The sequence below is a fragment of the Blastococcus sp. SYSU DS0619 genome (assembly GCF_054051035.1).
In genome coordinates this window covers 242,541-258,596 of record NZ_JBJHAM010000003.1, presented here as the reverse complement: position 1 = coordinate 258,596, position 16,056 = coordinate 242,541, and the positions used below count along the sequence as shown (strand labels likewise).

14 protein-coding genes are annotated in these 16,056 nt (G+C 73.8%); 5 read left to right on the top strand and 9 right to left on the bottom strand.

The window, feature by feature from the left end; translation table 11 throughout:
• Positions 1–14: 14 nt before the first annotated feature.
• The 4 genes from ACI79T_RS06095 to ACI79T_RS06080 all read right to left on the bottom strand — a co-directional run bounded on the left by ACI79T_RS06095 (position 15) and on the right by ACI79T_RS06080 (position 6,501).
• The gene (locus ACI79T_RS06095; protein WP_456609151.1) at positions 15–3,794 is read right to left on the bottom strand and encodes a multifunctional oxoglutarate decarboxylase/oxoglutarate dehydrogenase thiamine pyrophosphate-binding subunit/dihydrolipoyllysine-residue succinyltransferase subunit; all 3,780 of its coding nucleotides are present in this window, start codon (positions 3,792–3,794) and stop codon (positions 15–17) included.
• A gap of 139 nt (positions 3,795–3,933) precedes the next feature.
• Complete coding sequence (locus ACI79T_RS06090) at positions 3,934–4,743, bottom strand: ankyrin repeat domain-containing protein (RefSeq protein WP_456609150.1); 810 nt, start codon at positions 4,741–4,743, stop codon at positions 3,934–3,936.
• 79 nt (positions 4,744–4,822) lie between these two features.
• Complete coding sequence (locus tag ACI79T_RS06085; RefSeq protein WP_456609149.1) at positions 4,823–5,578, bottom strand: ABC transporter permease; 756 nt, start codon at positions 5,576–5,578, stop codon at positions 4,823–4,825.
• Complete coding sequence (locus tag ACI79T_RS06080) at positions 5,575–6,501, bottom strand: ABC transporter ATP-binding protein (protein ID WP_456609305.1); 927 nt, start codon at positions 6,499–6,501, stop codon at positions 5,575–5,577. Before ACI79T_RS06080 ends, ACI79T_RS06085 begins: the two co-directional genes overlap by 4 nt.
• Before the next feature lie 211 nt (positions 6,502–6,712).
• On the opposite strand from ACI79T_RS06080, the gene ACI79T_RS06075 reads away from it, so the two are divergent.
• From ACI79T_RS06075 to ACI79T_RS06060, 4 genes are all read left to right on the top strand, one after another.
• Positions 6,713–7,879: an MFS transporter gene (locus ACI79T_RS06075; protein WP_456609148.1), complete on the top strand. Its 1,167-nt coding sequence runs from the start codon at positions 6,713–6,715 to the stop codon at positions 7,877–7,879.
• A gap of 10 nt (positions 7,880–7,889) precedes the next feature.
• Positions 7,890–8,360: a universal stress protein gene (locus ACI79T_RS06070; RefSeq protein ID WP_456609147.1), complete on the top strand. Its 471-nt coding sequence runs from the start codon at positions 7,890–7,892 to the stop codon at positions 8,358–8,360.
• 14 nt (positions 8,361–8,374) lie between these two features.
• Positions 8,375–9,451, top strand: a complete 1,077-nt coding sequence (locus tag ACI79T_RS06065; protein ID WP_456609146.1) for an adenylate/guanylate cyclase domain-containing protein — start codon at positions 8,375–8,377, stop codon at positions 9,449–9,451.
• 69 nt (positions 9,452–9,520) lie between these two features.
• Positions 9,521–11,158 carry an ABC-F family ATP-binding cassette domain-containing protein gene (locus tag ACI79T_RS06060; protein WP_456609145.1) on the top strand — a complete coding sequence of 546 codons (1,638 nt, stop codon included), beginning with the start codon at positions 9,521–9,523 and terminating at the stop codon, positions 11,156–11,158.
• Between the two features lie 6 nt (positions 11,159–11,164).
• Here ACI79T_RS06060 and ACI79T_RS06055 read toward each other — a convergent pair whose 3' ends face one another.
• The 4 genes from ACI79T_RS06055 to ACI79T_RS06040 are packed head-to-tail and all read right to left on the bottom strand — an operon-like array spanning position 11,165 to position 14,702.
• Positions 11,165–11,707, bottom strand: a complete 543-nt coding sequence (locus ACI79T_RS06055) for an N-acetyltransferase family protein (protein ID WP_456609144.1) — start codon at positions 11,705–11,707, stop codon at positions 11,165–11,167.
• 1 nt (position 11,708) lies between these two features.
• Positions 11,709–12,833 carry an alpha/beta fold hydrolase gene (locus ACI79T_RS06050; protein ID WP_456609143.1) on the bottom strand — a complete coding sequence of 375 codons (1,125 nt, stop codon included), beginning with the start codon at positions 12,831–12,833 and terminating at the stop codon, positions 11,709–11,711.
• Entirely contained in the window at positions 12,754–13,203 is a 450-nt protein-coding gene (locus ACI79T_RS06045) for a hypothetical protein (RefSeq protein ID WP_456609142.1), read from the bottom strand. The genes ACI79T_RS06050 and ACI79T_RS06045 overlap by 80 nt, the downstream gene beginning before the upstream one ends.
• Positions 13,200–14,702, bottom strand: coding sequence for a long-chain-fatty-acid--CoA ligase (locus ACI79T_RS06040; protein WP_456609141.1), 1,503 nt, complete (start codon positions 14,700–14,702; stop codon positions 13,200–13,202). The genes ACI79T_RS06045 and ACI79T_RS06040 overlap by 4 nt, the downstream gene beginning before the upstream one ends.
• A gap of 125 nt (positions 14,703–14,827) precedes the next feature.
• Between ACI79T_RS06040 and ACI79T_RS06035 the strand changes: the two genes are divergently transcribed.
• Complete coding sequence (locus tag ACI79T_RS06035; RefSeq protein ID WP_456609140.1) at positions 14,828–15,598, top strand: SDR family NAD(P)-dependent oxidoreductase; 771 nt, start codon at positions 14,828–14,830, stop codon at positions 15,596–15,598.
• Here ACI79T_RS06035 and ACI79T_RS06030 read toward each other — a convergent pair.
• Entirely contained in the window at positions 15,588–16,004 is a 417-nt protein-coding gene (locus tag ACI79T_RS06030; protein ID WP_456609139.1) for a hypothetical protein, read from the bottom strand. The genes ACI79T_RS06035 and ACI79T_RS06030 overlap by 11 nt on opposite strands.
• Positions 16,005–16,056 lie beyond the last annotated feature (52 nt).

The following is a 16,056-nucleotide window of genomic DNA, read 5'->3' as shown; positions in this document are numbered from 1 at the left end:
GGTGGGACGCCGGGTCAGTCCGCGAAGGCCTCGGCGACCAGCTTGCGCTGCTCGACCTCGTGCACCTTCGCCGAGCCGACGGCCGGGCTGGCCGAGGCGCGACGGCTGACCCGCCGCAGCTTCCGGCCCTCCGGCAGCTCCTCGGGCAGGTTGACCGCCATGAACTGCCAGGCGCCCATGTTGGCCGGCTCCTCCTGCACCCAGACGACGTCGGAGGCGTTCGGGTAACGCTCCAGCTCCGCCCGGATCTGCTCGGCCGGCAGCGGGTAGAGCTGCTCGACCCGCACGATCGCGGTGTCTGCGGTGCCCTCGGACTCCCGCTGCGCCATCAGGTCGTAGGCGACCTTGCCGCTGCACAGCAGCACGCGCTTCACCGCGGAGGCGTCCAGCGGCTCGCCGCCCACCCCGGTGTCGGGCAGCACCGGCCGGAAGGACTCGTCGGTGAAGTCGCTGACCGGGCTGACCGCCGCCTTCGCCCGCAGGAGCGACTTCGGGGTGAACACGATCAGCGGCCGGTGCACGTCGGAGAGCGCCTGGCGGCGCAGCAGGTGGAAGTAGTTGCCGGGAGTGGTGCAGTTGGCGACCGTCATGTTGTTCTCGGCCGACAGCTGCAGGAACCGCTCGATCCGGCCGCTGGAGTGGTCGGGGCCCTGGCCCTCCATGCCGTGCGGCAGCAGCATCACGACACCGGAGCGCTGACCCCACTTGGCCTCGCCGGAGCTGATGAACTCGTCGATGACCATCTGCGCGCCGTCGACGAAGTCACCGAACTGCGCCTCCCAGAGGACCAGCGCCTTGGGGTTGGCCACCGAGTAGCCGTACTCGAAGCCGACCGCCGCGTACTCGCTGAGCAGCGAGTCGTAGACGAAGAACTTCGCCTGGTCGTCGGTGAGGTTGGCCAGCGGGGTGTACTCGTCGCCGTTCTCCCGGTCGATGAGCACCGAGTGGCGCTGCACGAACGTGCCACGGCGGGAGTCCTGCCCGGCCAGGCGGACCGGCACGCCCTGCATCAGCAGGGACCCGAAGGCGAGCAGCTCGCCCATGGCCCAGTCGATGCCGCCCTCGCTGACCATCGCGGCCCGCTTCTCCAGCATCTTCTGGAGCTTCGGGTGCGGGGTGAAAGCGGGCGGGAAGGAGACGTGCGCGTCGCCGATCGCCTTGAGGACCTCCTGCGTGGTCGCCGTCTGCACCTCCTGCGGCGTGCGCGGGTCCATGACCGGCTCCGGCTTGGAGGAGTCCTGCGCGTCGTGGGTCTCGGCGAAGGCGCGCTCCAGCTGGCCCCGGTAGTCCTTGAGGGCCTCCTCGGCCTCCTCGAGCGTGATGTCGCCGCGCCCGACGAGCGCCTCGGTGTACAGCTTCCGCACCGAGCGCTTGCGGTCGATGATGTCGTACATCTGCGGCTGGGTCATCGACGGGTCGTCGCCCTCGTTGTGGCCGCGGCGGCGGTAGCAGACGAGGTCGATGACGACGTCCTTCTTGAACTGCTGCCGGTACTCGACCGCGAGCCGGGCGACCCGCACGCAGGCCTCCGGGTCGTCGCCGTTCACGTGGAAGATCGGGGCGTTGACCATCCGCGCGACGTCCGTCGAGTAGAGGGTCGAGCGCGCCGAGCCGGGGCTGGTGGTGAACCCGACCTGGTTGTTGATGACCACGTGCACGGTGCCGCCGGTGCGGTAGCCGCGCAGCTGGGAGAGGTTCAGCGTCTCCTGGACGACGCCCTGGCCGGCGAACGCCGAGTCACCGTGCAGCAGGACGGGGAGGACCGTGTAGCCCTGGTCGCCCTTGTCGATCATGTCCTGCTTGGCGCGGACGATGCCCTCGAGGACGGGGTTGACGGTCTCCAGGTGGCTCGGGTTGCTGGCCAGGGAGACGGCGATCTCGGCGTCGGTGTGGAACGGGTTGCGGAACTTCCCGGTGGCACCGAGGTGGTACTTCACGTCGCCGGAGCCCTGGACCGTGCCCGGGTCGATGTTGCCCTCGAACTCGCCGAAGATCTTGGCGTAGCTCTTGCCGAGCACGTTGGCCAGGACGTTGAGCCGGCCGCGGTGGGCCATGCCGATCGCGACCTCGTCGAGCCCGTGATCGGTGCCGGCGATGAGCACCTCGTCGAGGATCGGGATGACCGACTCCCCGCCCTCCAGGCTGAACCGCTTCTGCCCGACGTACTTGGTCTGCAGGAAGGTCTCGAACGCCTCGGCGGCGTTCAGCCGGCCGAGCACGTGCTTCTGCTTCTCGCGGTCCGGCTGCTCGTGCTTGACCTCGATCCGCTGCTGGAGCCACTCGCGCTCCTCGGGATCGGTGATGTGCATGTACTCCACGCCGACCGTGCGGCAGTAGGAGTTGCGCAGCACGCCGAGGATGTCCCGCAGCGCCATGAGGCGCTCACCGGCGAACCCGCCGACCGGGAACTTCCGGTCCAGGTCCCACAGGGTCAGGCCGTGCTGGAGGATGTCCAGGTCCGGGTGGGTGCGGACCTTGAACTCGAGCGGGTCGGTGTCGGCCATCAGGTGGCCGTTGCGCCGGTAGGACTCGATGACCTCGATGACCCGGGCCTGCTTGTCGATCTGCCCCTCGCGCGTGATCCGCACGTCCGGCATCCAGCGCACCGGCTCGTAGGGGATCCGCAGCGAGCGGAAGACGTCGTCGTAGAAGCCGTCCTCGCCCAGCAGGAGCGAGTGCAGCGTGCGCAGGAAGTCGCCGGACTCCGCGCCCTGGATGATCCGGTGGTCGTACGTCGAGGTGAGCGTGATGATCTTCGAGACGCCCATCTCGGTGAGCACCTCGGGGCTCATCCCCTGGAACTCGGCCGGGTACTCCATGGCGCCCACGCCGATGATCGCGCCCTGGCCGGCGGTCAGCCGGGGCACCGAGTGGTTGGTGCCGATCGTGCCGGGGTTGGTCAGGCTGATCGTGGTGCCGGAGAAGTCCTCCATCGTCAGCTTGTTGTTCCGCGCCCGGCGGATGATGTCCTCGTAGGCGGCCCAGAAGCCGGCGAAGTCCATCTCCTCGGCGCCCTTGATGGAGGCCACCACCAGCGAGCGCGAGCCGTCCGGCTTGGGCAGGTCGATGGCCAGCCCGAAGTTGACGTGCTCGGGGGTCACGACCACCGGCTTGCCGTCGACCTCGGCGTAGGCGTTGTTCATGTTCGGGAACGCGTCGAGCGCCCGGACCAGCGCGTAGCCGATGAGGTGGGTGAAGGAGATCTTGCCGCCGCGCGCCCGCTTGAGGTGGTTGTTGATCACGATGCGGTTGTCGGCCAGCAGCTTGGCCGGCACCGCGCGCACGCTGGTCGCCGTCGGCACGGTCAGCGACGCGTTCATGTTCTTGACGACCGCCGCGGCGGCGCCGCGCAGCGGGGACTGGCTGCCGTCCGCGACCGGGAGCTTGGGCGCGGGCTTGGCGGCGGGGGCGGCCTCGGCGGGGGACGGGCTGGTCTTCTGCACGGGCGAGCTCCCCGTCGGCTGGGACCCGGCTGCCGGGCGCTGGACGTCGGGCTTCTTCGGGGCGGCGGGCGCCTGGGGCGCCGGAGCCGCCTGCTTCGGGGCCTTGTCGGGGGCCGCCTGCTTCGGGGCCGCCGGCTTCGGCTCGGCCGCGGGCGCTCCGCCGCCCGACGGCTGCTCCCGGTCGCCGCCGGCGGGCGTGCCCGGCCGGTAGTCGGCGAAGAACTCGTGCCACGCCTGATCGACGCTGGACGGGTCGGCCAGGAACTGCTGGTACATCTCCTCGACCAGCCACTCGTTGGTGCCGAAACCGGCGACCGGGGACGAGGTGGACGACGGGCGGGATGAGTTCACGCTTGACACGGGGTCGAGTGCCTTCTTCGTCTGGGGGCTGCGGCTGAGGGGCGTCGCTGGACCGGTTGTCGAGTCTACGCCCGTGGTGGGCCGCTGACCCGGCGCGGAGCCGGAACCGCGCGCCCGTCGGGTGTGGAGGTCAGTGGCTGGCGCCGTGGGCCACGAGCAGCTCGACCAGGGCGTCGTTGCCGCTGGCCTGGTCCTCGTCGGCCCGCCGGTGCCGGGCGGCCGCCACGCGGCTGATGTCGAGGGCGCTCGCGCCGTCGTGGGTGGTCGCGTCCACGTCGGCCCCCGCGTCGAGCAGGGCGCGCACGATCTCCGGCGCGTCGCCGGTCGCACCGGCCGCCACCGCGACGTGCAGCGGGGTGCGCCCCGTGTCGGGGTCGCGGCGGTCGACGCCGGCGCCGGCGTCCAGCAGCAGCCGCACCAGCTCCGCGCTGCCGCCGGCGGCCGCGGCGTGCAGCGCCCCGCCGTCGGCGTCGGCCCCCCGGGCGAGCAGCAGCCGGGCGGCGGCGCCCGCGCCACCGAAGGCGGCCCACGCGAGCAGGTCCACGCCGGTGGTCGGGTCGGTGAGGGCCGCGCCGCCGTCGAGCTCGGCGGTCAGCCGGTCGACGTCGTCGAGGTAGGCCGCGCTGGGCGCGTCGACGACCGCGCCGAGCTCGACCAGCACCGGCACGAGGTCGGGGGCGTGCTCCAGCGCCACGTGCAGCGGGGTGCGGTGCTGCTCGGTGCGGGCGGCGAGGTCGGCGCCCGCGTCGGCCAGCACGCGGACGACGCCGACGCGGTCGCAGGCCACCGCGAGGTGCAGCGGGGTCCAGCCGCCTTCGCCGTCCCGTTCGACGGTGCCGGTCAGCAGGCGCGGCGCCTCGGTGACGGCCGAGCGGACACCGTCCTCGTCGCCGTCGACGATCAGGCGGCCCAGCCGCTGGACGGTCATTCGAGTCGTCACGCGTTCTCCGTTCTCCGTTCGGGCCCGCCCCGGCACGTGGTCTGGGTGGGGGCGAGGGTCCTGCGGTACCGCCGGCGCCTCAGACGATGTCGCGGCGGACGCTCAGGAACGTGCCGAGCACGGCGGCCACCAGACCGTAACCGAGCAGGAGGACACCGCCCTGCCACGCCTCCAGCAGATCGGGGCCCTCGAAGGTCGCCGTGAGCGCTTCGAGCGCACCGCCCGGCATCCACTTGTACGCGCCGGAGGTGGCCGGGATCTGCCGGATGATCGGCTCGATGACGAAGAGGTAGACCAGGCCACCGACGATGGCGCCGACCTGGTTGCGCAGCAGCGCGCCGAGACCCACGCCGATCACCGCGTAGATGATCAGGGCCAGCGCCGAGCTGCCCAGCGTTGCCAGGTTGTCGGCGTCGAGGGCGGGGACCGCCCCGCGCGCGCCGGCGTGCACGGCGACCGCCGCGTAGCTGACCGCCGTCACGACCAGCGCGAGGAGCGTCGCGGCCAGCGCGTAGGCCACCAGCTTGGCGATCACGACGCGGCCGCGGCGCGGCGTGGTGAGGAACGTCGGCGTCGCGGTCCGGTGCCGGTACTCCTGGGTCATCCCGATGATGCCGAGGATGAGGAACAGCACGTTGACGTTCACCGGGTTCGCCATCGCCAGGTCCTCGTAGACCGGGGTGCCGACGGCCGGGATGCCGGACTCGGGGTTGCCGGCGAACGCGGTGAGCAGGACGGCGAACCCGATCGCCATGACGCAGGCGCCCAGGAGCAGGCCCAGCCAGACCCTGGTGGTGAAGAGCTTGGTCCACTCCGCGCGGATCAGGTGCGTCATCGCGTGGCCTCCGGGGACGGTGCGTCGGCGGACGGGGCGCGGAACTGCTCCCGGCCGGCGGTGAGCTGGAAGTAGATCTCCTCGAGGCCGCTGGTGCGCGACCGCAGCTCGTGCAGCTCCACCCCCGCGGCGAAGGCCCGGCTGCCGATCTCGGCGGTCGTCCGTCCGGTGACGGTCAGCGCGTCGCCGTCCCGGGTGATCCCCGTGCCGTCGGCCCGGAGCGCCTCCGCCAGCCGGTCGGCCTGCGGGCTGCGGACGAGCACCGTCCCGGCGCCGTCGGCCCCGGCCTGCAGCTGCGCCATGGAGCCCTCGCGCACCAGGTGCCCGGCGCCCACGATGACGACGCGGTCGACGGTCTGCTCCACCTCGGACAGCAGGTGGCTGGAGACCAGCACCGTGCGGCCCTGGTCGTGGGCGAGGTGGCGGAGGAAGCCGCGCAGCCACTGGATCCCCTCGGGGTCCAGGCCGTTGGCCGGCTCGTCGAGCACGAGCACGGAGGGGTCGCCGAGCAACGCCGTCGCCAGCCCCAGCCGCTGGCGCATGCCCAGGGAGTAGCCGCCCGCGCGCCGCCGGCCGGCGTCGGCGAGCCCCACCTGGACGAGCACCTCGTCGGCCCGCTGCAGCGGCAGCCCGGCGGCCCGGCAGTAGACCCGGAGGTGGTTGCGGCCGGTGCGGGCGGGGTGGAACGCGGTCTCCAGCACGGCTCCGACGGTGCGCAGTGGCTGCGGCAGCGACGCGTAGGGGGTGCCGTTGAAGGTGGCGGTGCCGCTGTCGGGCTTCATCAGCCCCAGCACCATGCGCAGGGTCGTGGTCTTGCCGGCTCCGTTGGGGCCGAGGAAGCCGGTCACCGTCCCCGGCTCGACGGTGAAGCTCAGGTCCGAGACGGCCCGGACGTTCCGGAAGGACTTGCTGAGCCCGCTGATCTCGACCCGTACCGGGTCGACCCGCGCGGCCGTGCCGCTGGAAATGGCCCTCTCCCGTCGTGCGTGCTGGTGATCTGGCCATCCAAGCGCACTGCGGGGTCCTGGCGGGAGCCCCCGCGCCGGGCGTCGCGCCGTGGCCACCTCCTCGTCGCCGCCCGGCAGCCCGGGGACCACCTGCCGGACGGCTCCCCGCGCGTGGTCTCCTGTCCGGGTGGGTGCACCGGGCCGGGCGCGGCTGGCCGTGACCGCCGTCTTCGCGGCGAACGGTGCGCTCTTCGGCAACTGGGCGGTGCGCATCCCCGCCGTGAAGAGCGACCTCGGGCTCTCCGACGCCGCGCTCGGGGGCGCGCTGCTGGTGCCCGCGATCGGTGCCCTGGTGGCCATGCCGCTGATCGGGGCGCTCAGCGCCCGGTTCGGCAGCCGGACGACGACGATCGCGGCGGCACTGCTCTTCTTCGCCGTCCCGGTGCTGCTCGGGCTGGCCCCGTCGCTGCCCTGGCTCGTCCCGGTCCTGCTCGTCTTCGGGCTGGCGTTCGGCAGTCTCGACGTCGCCATGAACGCGCAGGCGGTGACGGTGGAGCGGGCTCTGGCCAGGCCGGTGATGTCCTCGTTCCACGCGGCCTTCTCGGCCGGGGCGCTCGTGGGGTCGCTGACCGGGTCGCTGGCCGCCGCCGCGCAGCTCGGGTTGCCGCAGCACCTGGGCGGCACCGGCCTGGTGCTGTTCCTGCTGACCGCACCGCTGTTCCCGGCGCTGCTCCGGGAGGAGCGTGCTGCCGGGCCGGCGGGACCGCTGTTCGCCTGGCCCCGGGGGCGGTTGCTGCCCCTGGCGCTCATCGCGCTGGTCGTCCTCCTCGCCGAGGGGGCGGTGGGGGACTGGAGCGCCGTCCACCTCCGGGACGAGCTGGGTGCCTCGGCGGGGGTCGCGGGCCTGGCCTACACCGCCTTCAGCGTCACGATGGTGGCCGGCCGGCTCGCGGGTGACCGGGTCGTCGCCGCGTGGGGCCGGGTGCGGACGGTGCGGATCTCCGCGCTGGTCGCCACGGCCGGCGGGGTGCTCGTCGTGGCCGGCCCGACGGTCGCCGTCGCGCTGGCCGGCTTCGCCGCCCTGGGCATCGGCCTGGCGTGCACCGTCCCGCTCGTCTTCTCGGCGGCGGCCGAGGGCGAGGTCGAGGCCGGCCCGGCGCTGGCCGCGGTGAGCACGCCCGGGTACCTCGGCTTCCTCCTGGGCCCGCCGGTCATCGGCGGCCTGGCCGAGCTCGTCGGGCTCTCGGCGGCGCTCGCGCTGCTGCCGGTGCTGCTCGCCGGGGTGGCGCTGCTGGCCGGCCGGACGGCGCCCGTCCGCGTGACCCCGGGCACACGGCCGGTCCCGGTCCCATAGAGTGCGCGCCGTGAGCGAGCCCGCGAGCGCCTACTCCACGGTCGTCGTCGGAACCGACGGGTCGGAATCGTCCCTGCGCGCCGTCGCCCGCGCCGGAGCCCTGGCCGGGGCGTGCGGCGCGACGCTGGTCATCGCCTGCGCCTACCTCCCCACCGAGGGCGACGACCGCGAGCTGGCGCGGGCGCAGGACGTCCTCGGCGACGAGGCCTACCAGGTGGTCGGCTCGCACCCGGCCGAGGAGACCGTGCGCACCGCCGCCGAGCGGGCCGGCGCGGCGGGCGCCGGGAAGGTGCGGACCGTCGCGGTCATGGGGTCGCCGGTCGAGACGCTGCTCGACGTGGTCCGCCGGGAGGACGCCGACCTGCTGGTCGTCGGCAACCGGGGGCTCAGCAGCATCAAGGGCCGCCTGCTCGGCTCGGTGCCGGCCGACGCGACACGGCGCGCGCAGTGCGACGTGCTCGTCGTCCACACCACCGACTGAGGTCCGCGACGGGCATGGACGACCCCGGCGACGCCCCGGGCCCGGGCCCCCGCGAGGCGCTGGAGCGGCTGCTGCTCCACGGCCCCCGCCGGTACACCCGGCTGCAGGTCGGCCGGCTGGCCGGCATGCCGCCGGAGCGGACGCAGCGGCTCTGGCGGGCCCTCGGCTTCCCCGACGCCGCCGACGACGACCCGGCCTTCACCGACGCCGACGTCGCCGCCCTCGGCGTGCTCTCCACGCTCATCGACTCCGGTTTCGTGGGCCCGGACAGCGAGGCCTCCATCGCCCGGGCGATGGGCCAGTCGCTGTCCCGGCTGGCCGACTGGCAGACCGACATGCTCGCCGATGCGCTGCTCCGCGGCGCGCCGGAGGACGAGGGGCCGGCGGTCACCACCGAGCGGGCGGTCGCGGCGGCCGAGGCGCTGCTGCCCCGGTTGCGCGAGGTGCAGGACTACGTCTGGCGCCGGCACCTCGCCGCCAACGTCGACCGGCTGCTCGCCGCCACCGGCCCCGGCGACCGGCGCGAGCTCGCGGTCGGGTTCGCCGACCTGGTGGGCTACACCTCGCGCAGCCGCGGCATGGGCGGCCGCGAGCTGGGCGCGATGGTCGAGGACTTCGAGAGCACCGCCGCCGAGGTGATCGCCCGTCACTCCGGCCGGGTCGTGAAGACGGTCGGAGACGGCGTGCTGTTCACCGCCGCCTCGGCCACCGACGCCGCGGAGATCGGGCTCGACCTCCCGGACTTCTGGAGCGCCGCCGACCGGCCGCCGCTGCGGGTGGGGGCGGCGTACGGCGCGGTGCTCACCCGCCTCGGCGACGTCTACTCGCCGGTCGTGAACCTGGCCAGCCGGCTCACCTCGCTGGCCCGGCCGGGGGCGCTGCTGGTCGACCGCGAGCTGGCCGACCGGCTCCGCGGCCTGCCGGGCTACCGCGTCCGCCCGTTGCGCCGGGTGTCGGTGCGCGGCTACGACCACCTGCAGCCGTGGCTCGTGCGGCGCAGCCGGACGGCCGACGCCGGGCCCGGGCAGGACGCCGACATCGGCTACGACGAGGACGCCTTCGACGTCGACGGGGACGGCGCGGAGGACTGAACGGCCCGCCCGGCGCGCCGCAGCGGAATCCGCTGTCGGTCGGCCGGGGCGGCTTGGCAGGCTGTAGGGGTGAGCGCAACCCTCGTCGCCCGCGGACTGGCGGCCGGTCACGGCGCCCGCGTGCTCTTCTCCGACCTCGATCTCGTCATCGCCCCGGGCGACGTCGTCGGCCTGGTGGGGGTGAACGGGGCGGGCAAGTCGACGCTGCTGCGCACGCTGGCCGGGGACCTCCCCGCCGAGGCAGGCAGCATCGTGCTGAGCCCGCCGTCGGCCACCCTCGGCTACCTCCCGCAGGAGCACGAGCGGCGGGAGGGGGAGACGGTGCTCGCCGCCCTCGCCCGGCGCACCGGTGTCGCGGCCGCCCAGACGGCGCTGGACGCCGCCACGGAGGCGCTGACCGCCGGGGAGGCGGGCGCCGACGACGGCTACGGGGACGCGCTCGAGCGGTGGCTCGCCCTCGGTGGTGCCGACCTGGACGAGCGGGCCGCGGAGGTGGTGGCGGTGGTCGCCCCCGGGGTCGCGCTGGACGCGCCGATGACCGGGCTCTCCGGCGGGCAGGCCGCCCGGGTCGGGCTGGCCTCGCTGCTGCTCTCGCGTTACGACGTCCTGCTGCTCGACGAGCCGACCAACGACCTCGACCTGGCCGGGCTGGACCAGCTGGAGCGGTTCGTCACCGGCGCGCGGTCGGGCGTCGTCGTGGTCAGCCACGACCGCGAGTTCCTGTCCCGCACCGCCACCCGGATCGTCGAGCTGGACCTCGCCCAGCAGCTGGTCCGGGTGCACGACGGCGGCTACGAGGCCTACCTGGCCGAGCGTGAGGTCGCCCGCCGGCACGCGCGCGAGGAGTACGAGGAGTTCGCCGACACGAAGGCGGGGCTCGAGGCGCGGGCCCGGATGCAGCGCAACTGGATGGCCAAGGGGGTCCGCGACGCGGTCAAGAAGCAGAAGGACCCCGACAAGTTCATCAAGGCGCACAACCGGGCGTCGGCGGAGAAGCAGGCCGCCAAGGCCAAGCAGACGGAGCGGATGATCGAGCGGCTCGACGTGGTGGAGGAGCCCCGCAAGGAGTGGGAGCTCCGGATGGAGATCGCCGCCGCGCCGCGCGCCGGCGCGGTCGTGGCCACGCTGCGCGGCGCGGTCGTCCGCCGCGGCGGCTTCACCCTCGGCCCGGTCGACCTGCAGGTCGACTGGGGCGACCGGGTGGCCATCACCGGCGCCAACGGTTCGGGGAAGTCGACCCTGCTCGCGGCCCTGCTCGGCCGGGTGCCCCTCGACGAGGGTGCGGCGTCGCTCGGCCCGTCGGTCCGGATCGGTGAGATCGACCAGGCCCGCGGCCGGTTCCTCGGCCCGGAGCAGCTGCTGGACGCGTTCGGCGCCGAGGTGCCCGACTGGCCGACGGCGGAGGTGCGGACCCTGCTGGCCAAGTTCGGGCTCACCGCCGACCACGTCCTGCGCCCGGCCCTCACCCTGTCGCCGGGGGAGCGCACCCGCGCGGCGCTGGCGCTGCTGCAGGCCAGGGGCATCAACGTGCTGGTGCTCGACGAGCCGACGAACCACCTCGACCTGCCGGCCATCGAGCAGCTGGAGCAGGCGCTGGCCGGCTACTCCGGCACCCTGCTGCTGGTCACCCACGACCGCCGGATGCTCGAGGTGGTGGCCACCGACCGCCGGCTGGAGGTCGACGGCGGGCAGGTCATCGAGCGCTGACCCCGTTCAGTCCCCCGGAGCGCCCAGCTCGTCGGCGATGCCGACGGTGTCCATGCCCGCCCACGTGTCGGAGACGTGGTGCGCCAGCACCATCAGGTCGCGGAGCTCGCCGCTGCGGTCGCGGATGTGGTCGCGCAGCAGGGCCTCGCCGCTGAAGCCGAGGTCGCTGAAGAGCGCCAGCGCCGACCCCTGCTCGGCGACCACCTCGACGACGACCTTCCTCAGCCCCGAGGAGACGGCGCCCACCAGGGCCTGCCGGGCCAGCTCGCGGCCCAGCCCGCTGCCGCGGCGGGACGGCGCGACGACCAGCCGCACCTCGCCGACGTGGTCCGACCAGCCCGGGAGCGGCCGGACGGCGACGTAACCGGTCACCTCGTCGCCGTCGACCGCCACCCAGCGGCCGCCCGAGGAGTCGCCGCTGGCCCAGGAGCGCACCGTCTCCGGGTCGGTGACCTCCTCCTTGATGAAGGTCAGGTCCCCCTCGGGGAGGTCACCGAAGAACGTCAGCAGCGCGTCGCAGCGCTCGGGTCCCAGTTCCACCACCGTCACGTCAGGCCTCCTGCAGCGTGTCGTCGGCATCCAGCGGGTCGCTGCGCCGCCGGACGAAGTCGATGATCGTGGGCACCGTCGTCTTCGCCGCGGTGCGCCCGACGACCAGCCCCATGTGGCCGGCGTCGAGGCAGAGCTCGTGCTTGTCGGGGGACCCCACCAGGTCGATCAGGGGCGCGGTCGCGTCCGGCGGCACGATGTGGTCGCGGTTGGCCCGCACGGTCAGGAACGGCACCTGGATGTCGGAGAGGTGCACCGGGTCCCCGCCGACGGCGAGCCGGTCGTTCACCATGCCGTTGTTCCGCACCAGCATCTCCGCCGTCTGCCGCGCGGCGGCGCCGGGGAAGGGCACGTGGTCGTCCGACCAGCCGGTCATCGCCTGGTAGGACGCGACGTACTCGTCGTTCCAGAGCCGCTCCCACAGGGTCACGTACCGGGTCACCTCGGCGGTCGGGGTGAGCGCCCGGAAGCCCTGGACGACGACGGAGGGCGGGACGTTGCCGTCCGCGTCGAGGACGGAGCCGACGTCCATCCCGCCGACGGCGAAGATGTTGGCGAGCGGACCCATGTGCCGGAAGTCGACCGGCGTCGCCAGCACGGTGAGGCTGCGCAGCGGTGCGTCGGGGTGGTGCGCGGCGTAGAGCAGGGCGAGGTCCCCGCCGAAGCAGTAGCCGAACAGGTTGACCTCGTCGGCGCCGGACAGCTCGAGGACGCGGTCGACCCCGGCGGGGATGTAGTCGTCGACGTAGTCCTCGAGCCCGTTCCCCGCGTCGCGCTCGTCGGGCTCGCCCCAGTCGAGCATGTAGACGTCGAAGCCCGCCTTCAGCAGCTGCTCGACGAAGCTGTTGCCCGGCGTCAGGTCGAGGATGTAGCTGCGGCTGACCATGCTGAACACGATCAGCAGCGGCGGCCCGTAGCGGACGCCGCCGTAGGTCTCGGGGTCGTTCCGGTAGTGCCAGAGCTGGGTGCGGCCGCGCTGCCAGACGACGTCCTTGGGTGTCTGGCCGACGCCGGGCCGGTCGACGCCGGCGACGAGCTTGATGCCGTTACGGGCGCGGAGGGTGTTGCGCTCGACGTCGCGCCGGACGCGGTCGAGCACCGTCTGGGGGCTGGGCACCGTCGGCATCGCTGTCCTCCGTGCTGGTGGTGGGTCGGGAAGAGCCGGGGCGGGACGAGGAGCTGCGTCGCCGCTCCTGCTCGAGCTGGATGGTCAGCCGCCGCACCTCGCGGTCGAGCGAGCCGATCTGCGCCCGCAGCCGGCTGATGTCGCTGCCGGCCGGCAGGTTCAGCAGGTGCCAGGCGCGGGCGCTGAGGCCCTGGACCGATCCTCCCGCGACGTTCTGGGCGCGGCGGAGCAACGCGGTGGCCAGCGAGAAGTACTCGCTGCGCACCAGGTCCTCGGCGCGCGGGGCGACCGCGCGTTCGGCTGCGTCGAAGGCCTGCCGCCACAGCGGCGGCGACGGCGGGGGCGTGCGGGGGGCAGGTGGCCGGCTCATCGGCTCCCCACCTCCTGCGGGACCTCCACGGCGCGGCGCAGGATCTTGCCGGTCGGCCCCTTGGGCAGCGCGTCGACCAGCCAGAGGTGCCGGGGGTACTTGTAGGCGGCCACCCGCGCCTTGACGAACTCGCGCAGCTCGTCGACCTCCGCGGTGGCCCCGGGCTTCAGCGCCACCGCGGCGGCGACCTCCTCGCCCAGCTCGGGGTGGGAGATGCCGACCACGGCGACCTCGGCCACCGCCGGGTGCTCGTAGAGCGCCTCCTCGATCTCCCGCGGGTAGACGTTGTAGCCGCCGCGGATGATCATCTCCTTCTTCCGGTCGACGATGAAGAAGTACCCGTCCTCGTCGGTGCGGGCGAGGTCGCCGGTGCGGAACCAGCCGTCCGGGATGGACTTCGCCGTCTCTTCGGGCCGCGTCCAGTAGCCGCGCATCACGTTCTCGCCGCGGATGGCGATCTCGCCGACCTCGCCGCCCCCGACCTCGTTGCCGTCGTCGTCGACCAGCCGCATCTCCACACCGCGGATGGGGGTCCCGATCGAGCCGGGCTTCCGCTCGGCGTGCGGGTGGTTGAAGGAGGCGACCGGCGAGGTCTCGCTCAGGCCGTACCCCTCGAGCACGATGCAGCCGAACCGCTCCTCGAAGGACCGCATGATCTCCACCGGCATGGCCGAGCCGCCCGAGACGCACAGCCGCAGGCTCGAGACGTCCCGCTGCCCGGCCTCGGGGGAGTGCAGCATCGCGGCGAACATCGTCGGGACGCCCTCGAAGATCGTGACCCGGTCGCGCTCGATCACCTGCAGCGCCTTGGCGCCGTCGAAGCGCGGGACGAGCGTGAGCAGCGAGCCCCGCAGCACCGCGGTGTTGAGCCCGCAGGTGAGCCCGAAGACGTGGAAGAGCGGCAGACAGCCCATGATCACGTCGTCGGGGGTGTTCTCGGCGAGGGTTTCCGCGGTGGTCAGCGCGTTGCGGCCCATGTTCGCGTGGGTGAGCTCCGCGCCCTTCGGCTGCCCGGTGGTCCCCGAGGTGTAGAGGATCACGGCGAGGTCCCCGTCGGACCGCTCCACCGCCGCGCCCAGCGGCTCGTCGGCCATCAGCTCGGTGGGGGAGGCGGGCCCCACGACGACGGCCTCGGCGCCGACGACGTCGGCCGCCTCGCGCACCGGGCCGGCGGTGGCCTCCAGGGTGGCGACGAGCCGCGCGCCGGAGTCCTCGAGGAAGTACTGCACCTCGCGCGCCTTGAGCAGCGGGTTCATCGGCACGACGGCGGCGCCGGCGAGCAGCGCCCCGTAGAAGACCACCGGGAACGCCAGCACGTTCGGCAGCACCAGCCCGACCCGGTCACCGGGCTGCACCCCGCGCGCCTGCAGGGAGGCGGCCACGCGGAGGGCGGCCTCACGGAACTCGCCGTAGGTCAGCTCGGCGTCGTCCATCCGCAGGGCGGGCCGCTCGGCTCCCTCGGCTGCGGAGTCGAGCAGGTTCTGCGCGAGGTTGGTCACGGTCGTCCTCCCTGTGCCCGGTGGCTGGACGGACGAGGCCCTACCCGGCTCACCCGGTGATCTACCGCACACGACGGATACGGTGACGACGACCGCACGCCGTCGTCCGAGGGAGACCCCCGCTCATGCCCGACCGCACGATCCTCGACCTGTTCCGCCTCGACGACCGCGTCGCCATCGTGACCGGTGCCTCCTCCGGGCTGGGCGCGGTCTTCGCCCGGACGCTGGCGGAGGCCGGCTGCGACGTCGTCCTCGGTGCCCGCCGGGCCGACCGGCTGGCGGAGACCCAGCGCGCGGTGGAGGCGGCCGGCCGGCGCGCGATCAGCGTGGCCACCGACGTCTCCCGGCCGGAGGACTGCCAGGCGCTCGTCGACGCCGCGATGGCCGAGTTCGGCAAGGTCGACGTCCTGGTGAACAACGCCGGGGTCGGCACCGCCGCGCCCGCGACGCGGGAGGCCCCCGAGCAGTTCCGGCAGGTCATCGACGTCAACCTCAACGGCTGCTACTGGATGGCCCAGGCGTGCGGCCGGGTGATGCAGCCGGGCAGCTCGATCGTCAACATCTCCAGCGTGCTCGGGCTGACCACCGCGGGGCTGCCGCAGGCCGCTTACGCCGCCAGCAAGGCGGGCCTCATCGGGCTGACCCGCGACCTCGCCCAGCAGTGGACCGGCCGCAAGGGCATCAGGGTCAACGCGCTGGCGCCGGGCTTCTTCACCTCGGAGATGACCGACCAGTACCCCGAGGGCTACCTGGAGTCGCAGCTGTCCCGGGTGCTCGTGGGTCGCAAGGGTGAGCCCGAGGAGCTCGCCGCGGCGCTGGTCTTCCTGGTCAGCGACGCCGGCGGGTACGTCACCGGCACCACCATCCCGGTCGAGGGCGGGATGCTCACCAGCTGAGCGGCTCCCCGGCGGCGCGGTCGGTGCGGGCGGTGCACGGTCGCACGAGGTCGGCGTCCGGGTCCGGCTCCGGCAGCGCCGCCGCACCGACCCCGCGCAGCGGACGCGGACGACGCGGCTGGCGGCTGCCGCTGCCGCCACCCCGGTGCGGGTAGACCAGCACGCCGTTGACCGGGTCGGGCGCGGCGTCGAGCGCCGCGCGGACGGCGGGGGAGTCGCGGAAGGCGTCCCGCCGGCTCTCCTCGTCGAAGACGAATTCCAGGACGACGCCCCACCGGTGCGCGTGGTCGTCCCAGAAGCGGGCGCCCGAGGTCACCGCGGTCTCGACGATCAGGTCGTGCCAGGCGCGCAGCCACCCGGCGGCGGGCGTACCGCCGTCGAAGACCTCGATGGTGACCCAGTGCACAGCTGGGGACGCTACGAGCGCCGGCGCCCCTGCGGAAGGGGCGCCGGAGCGG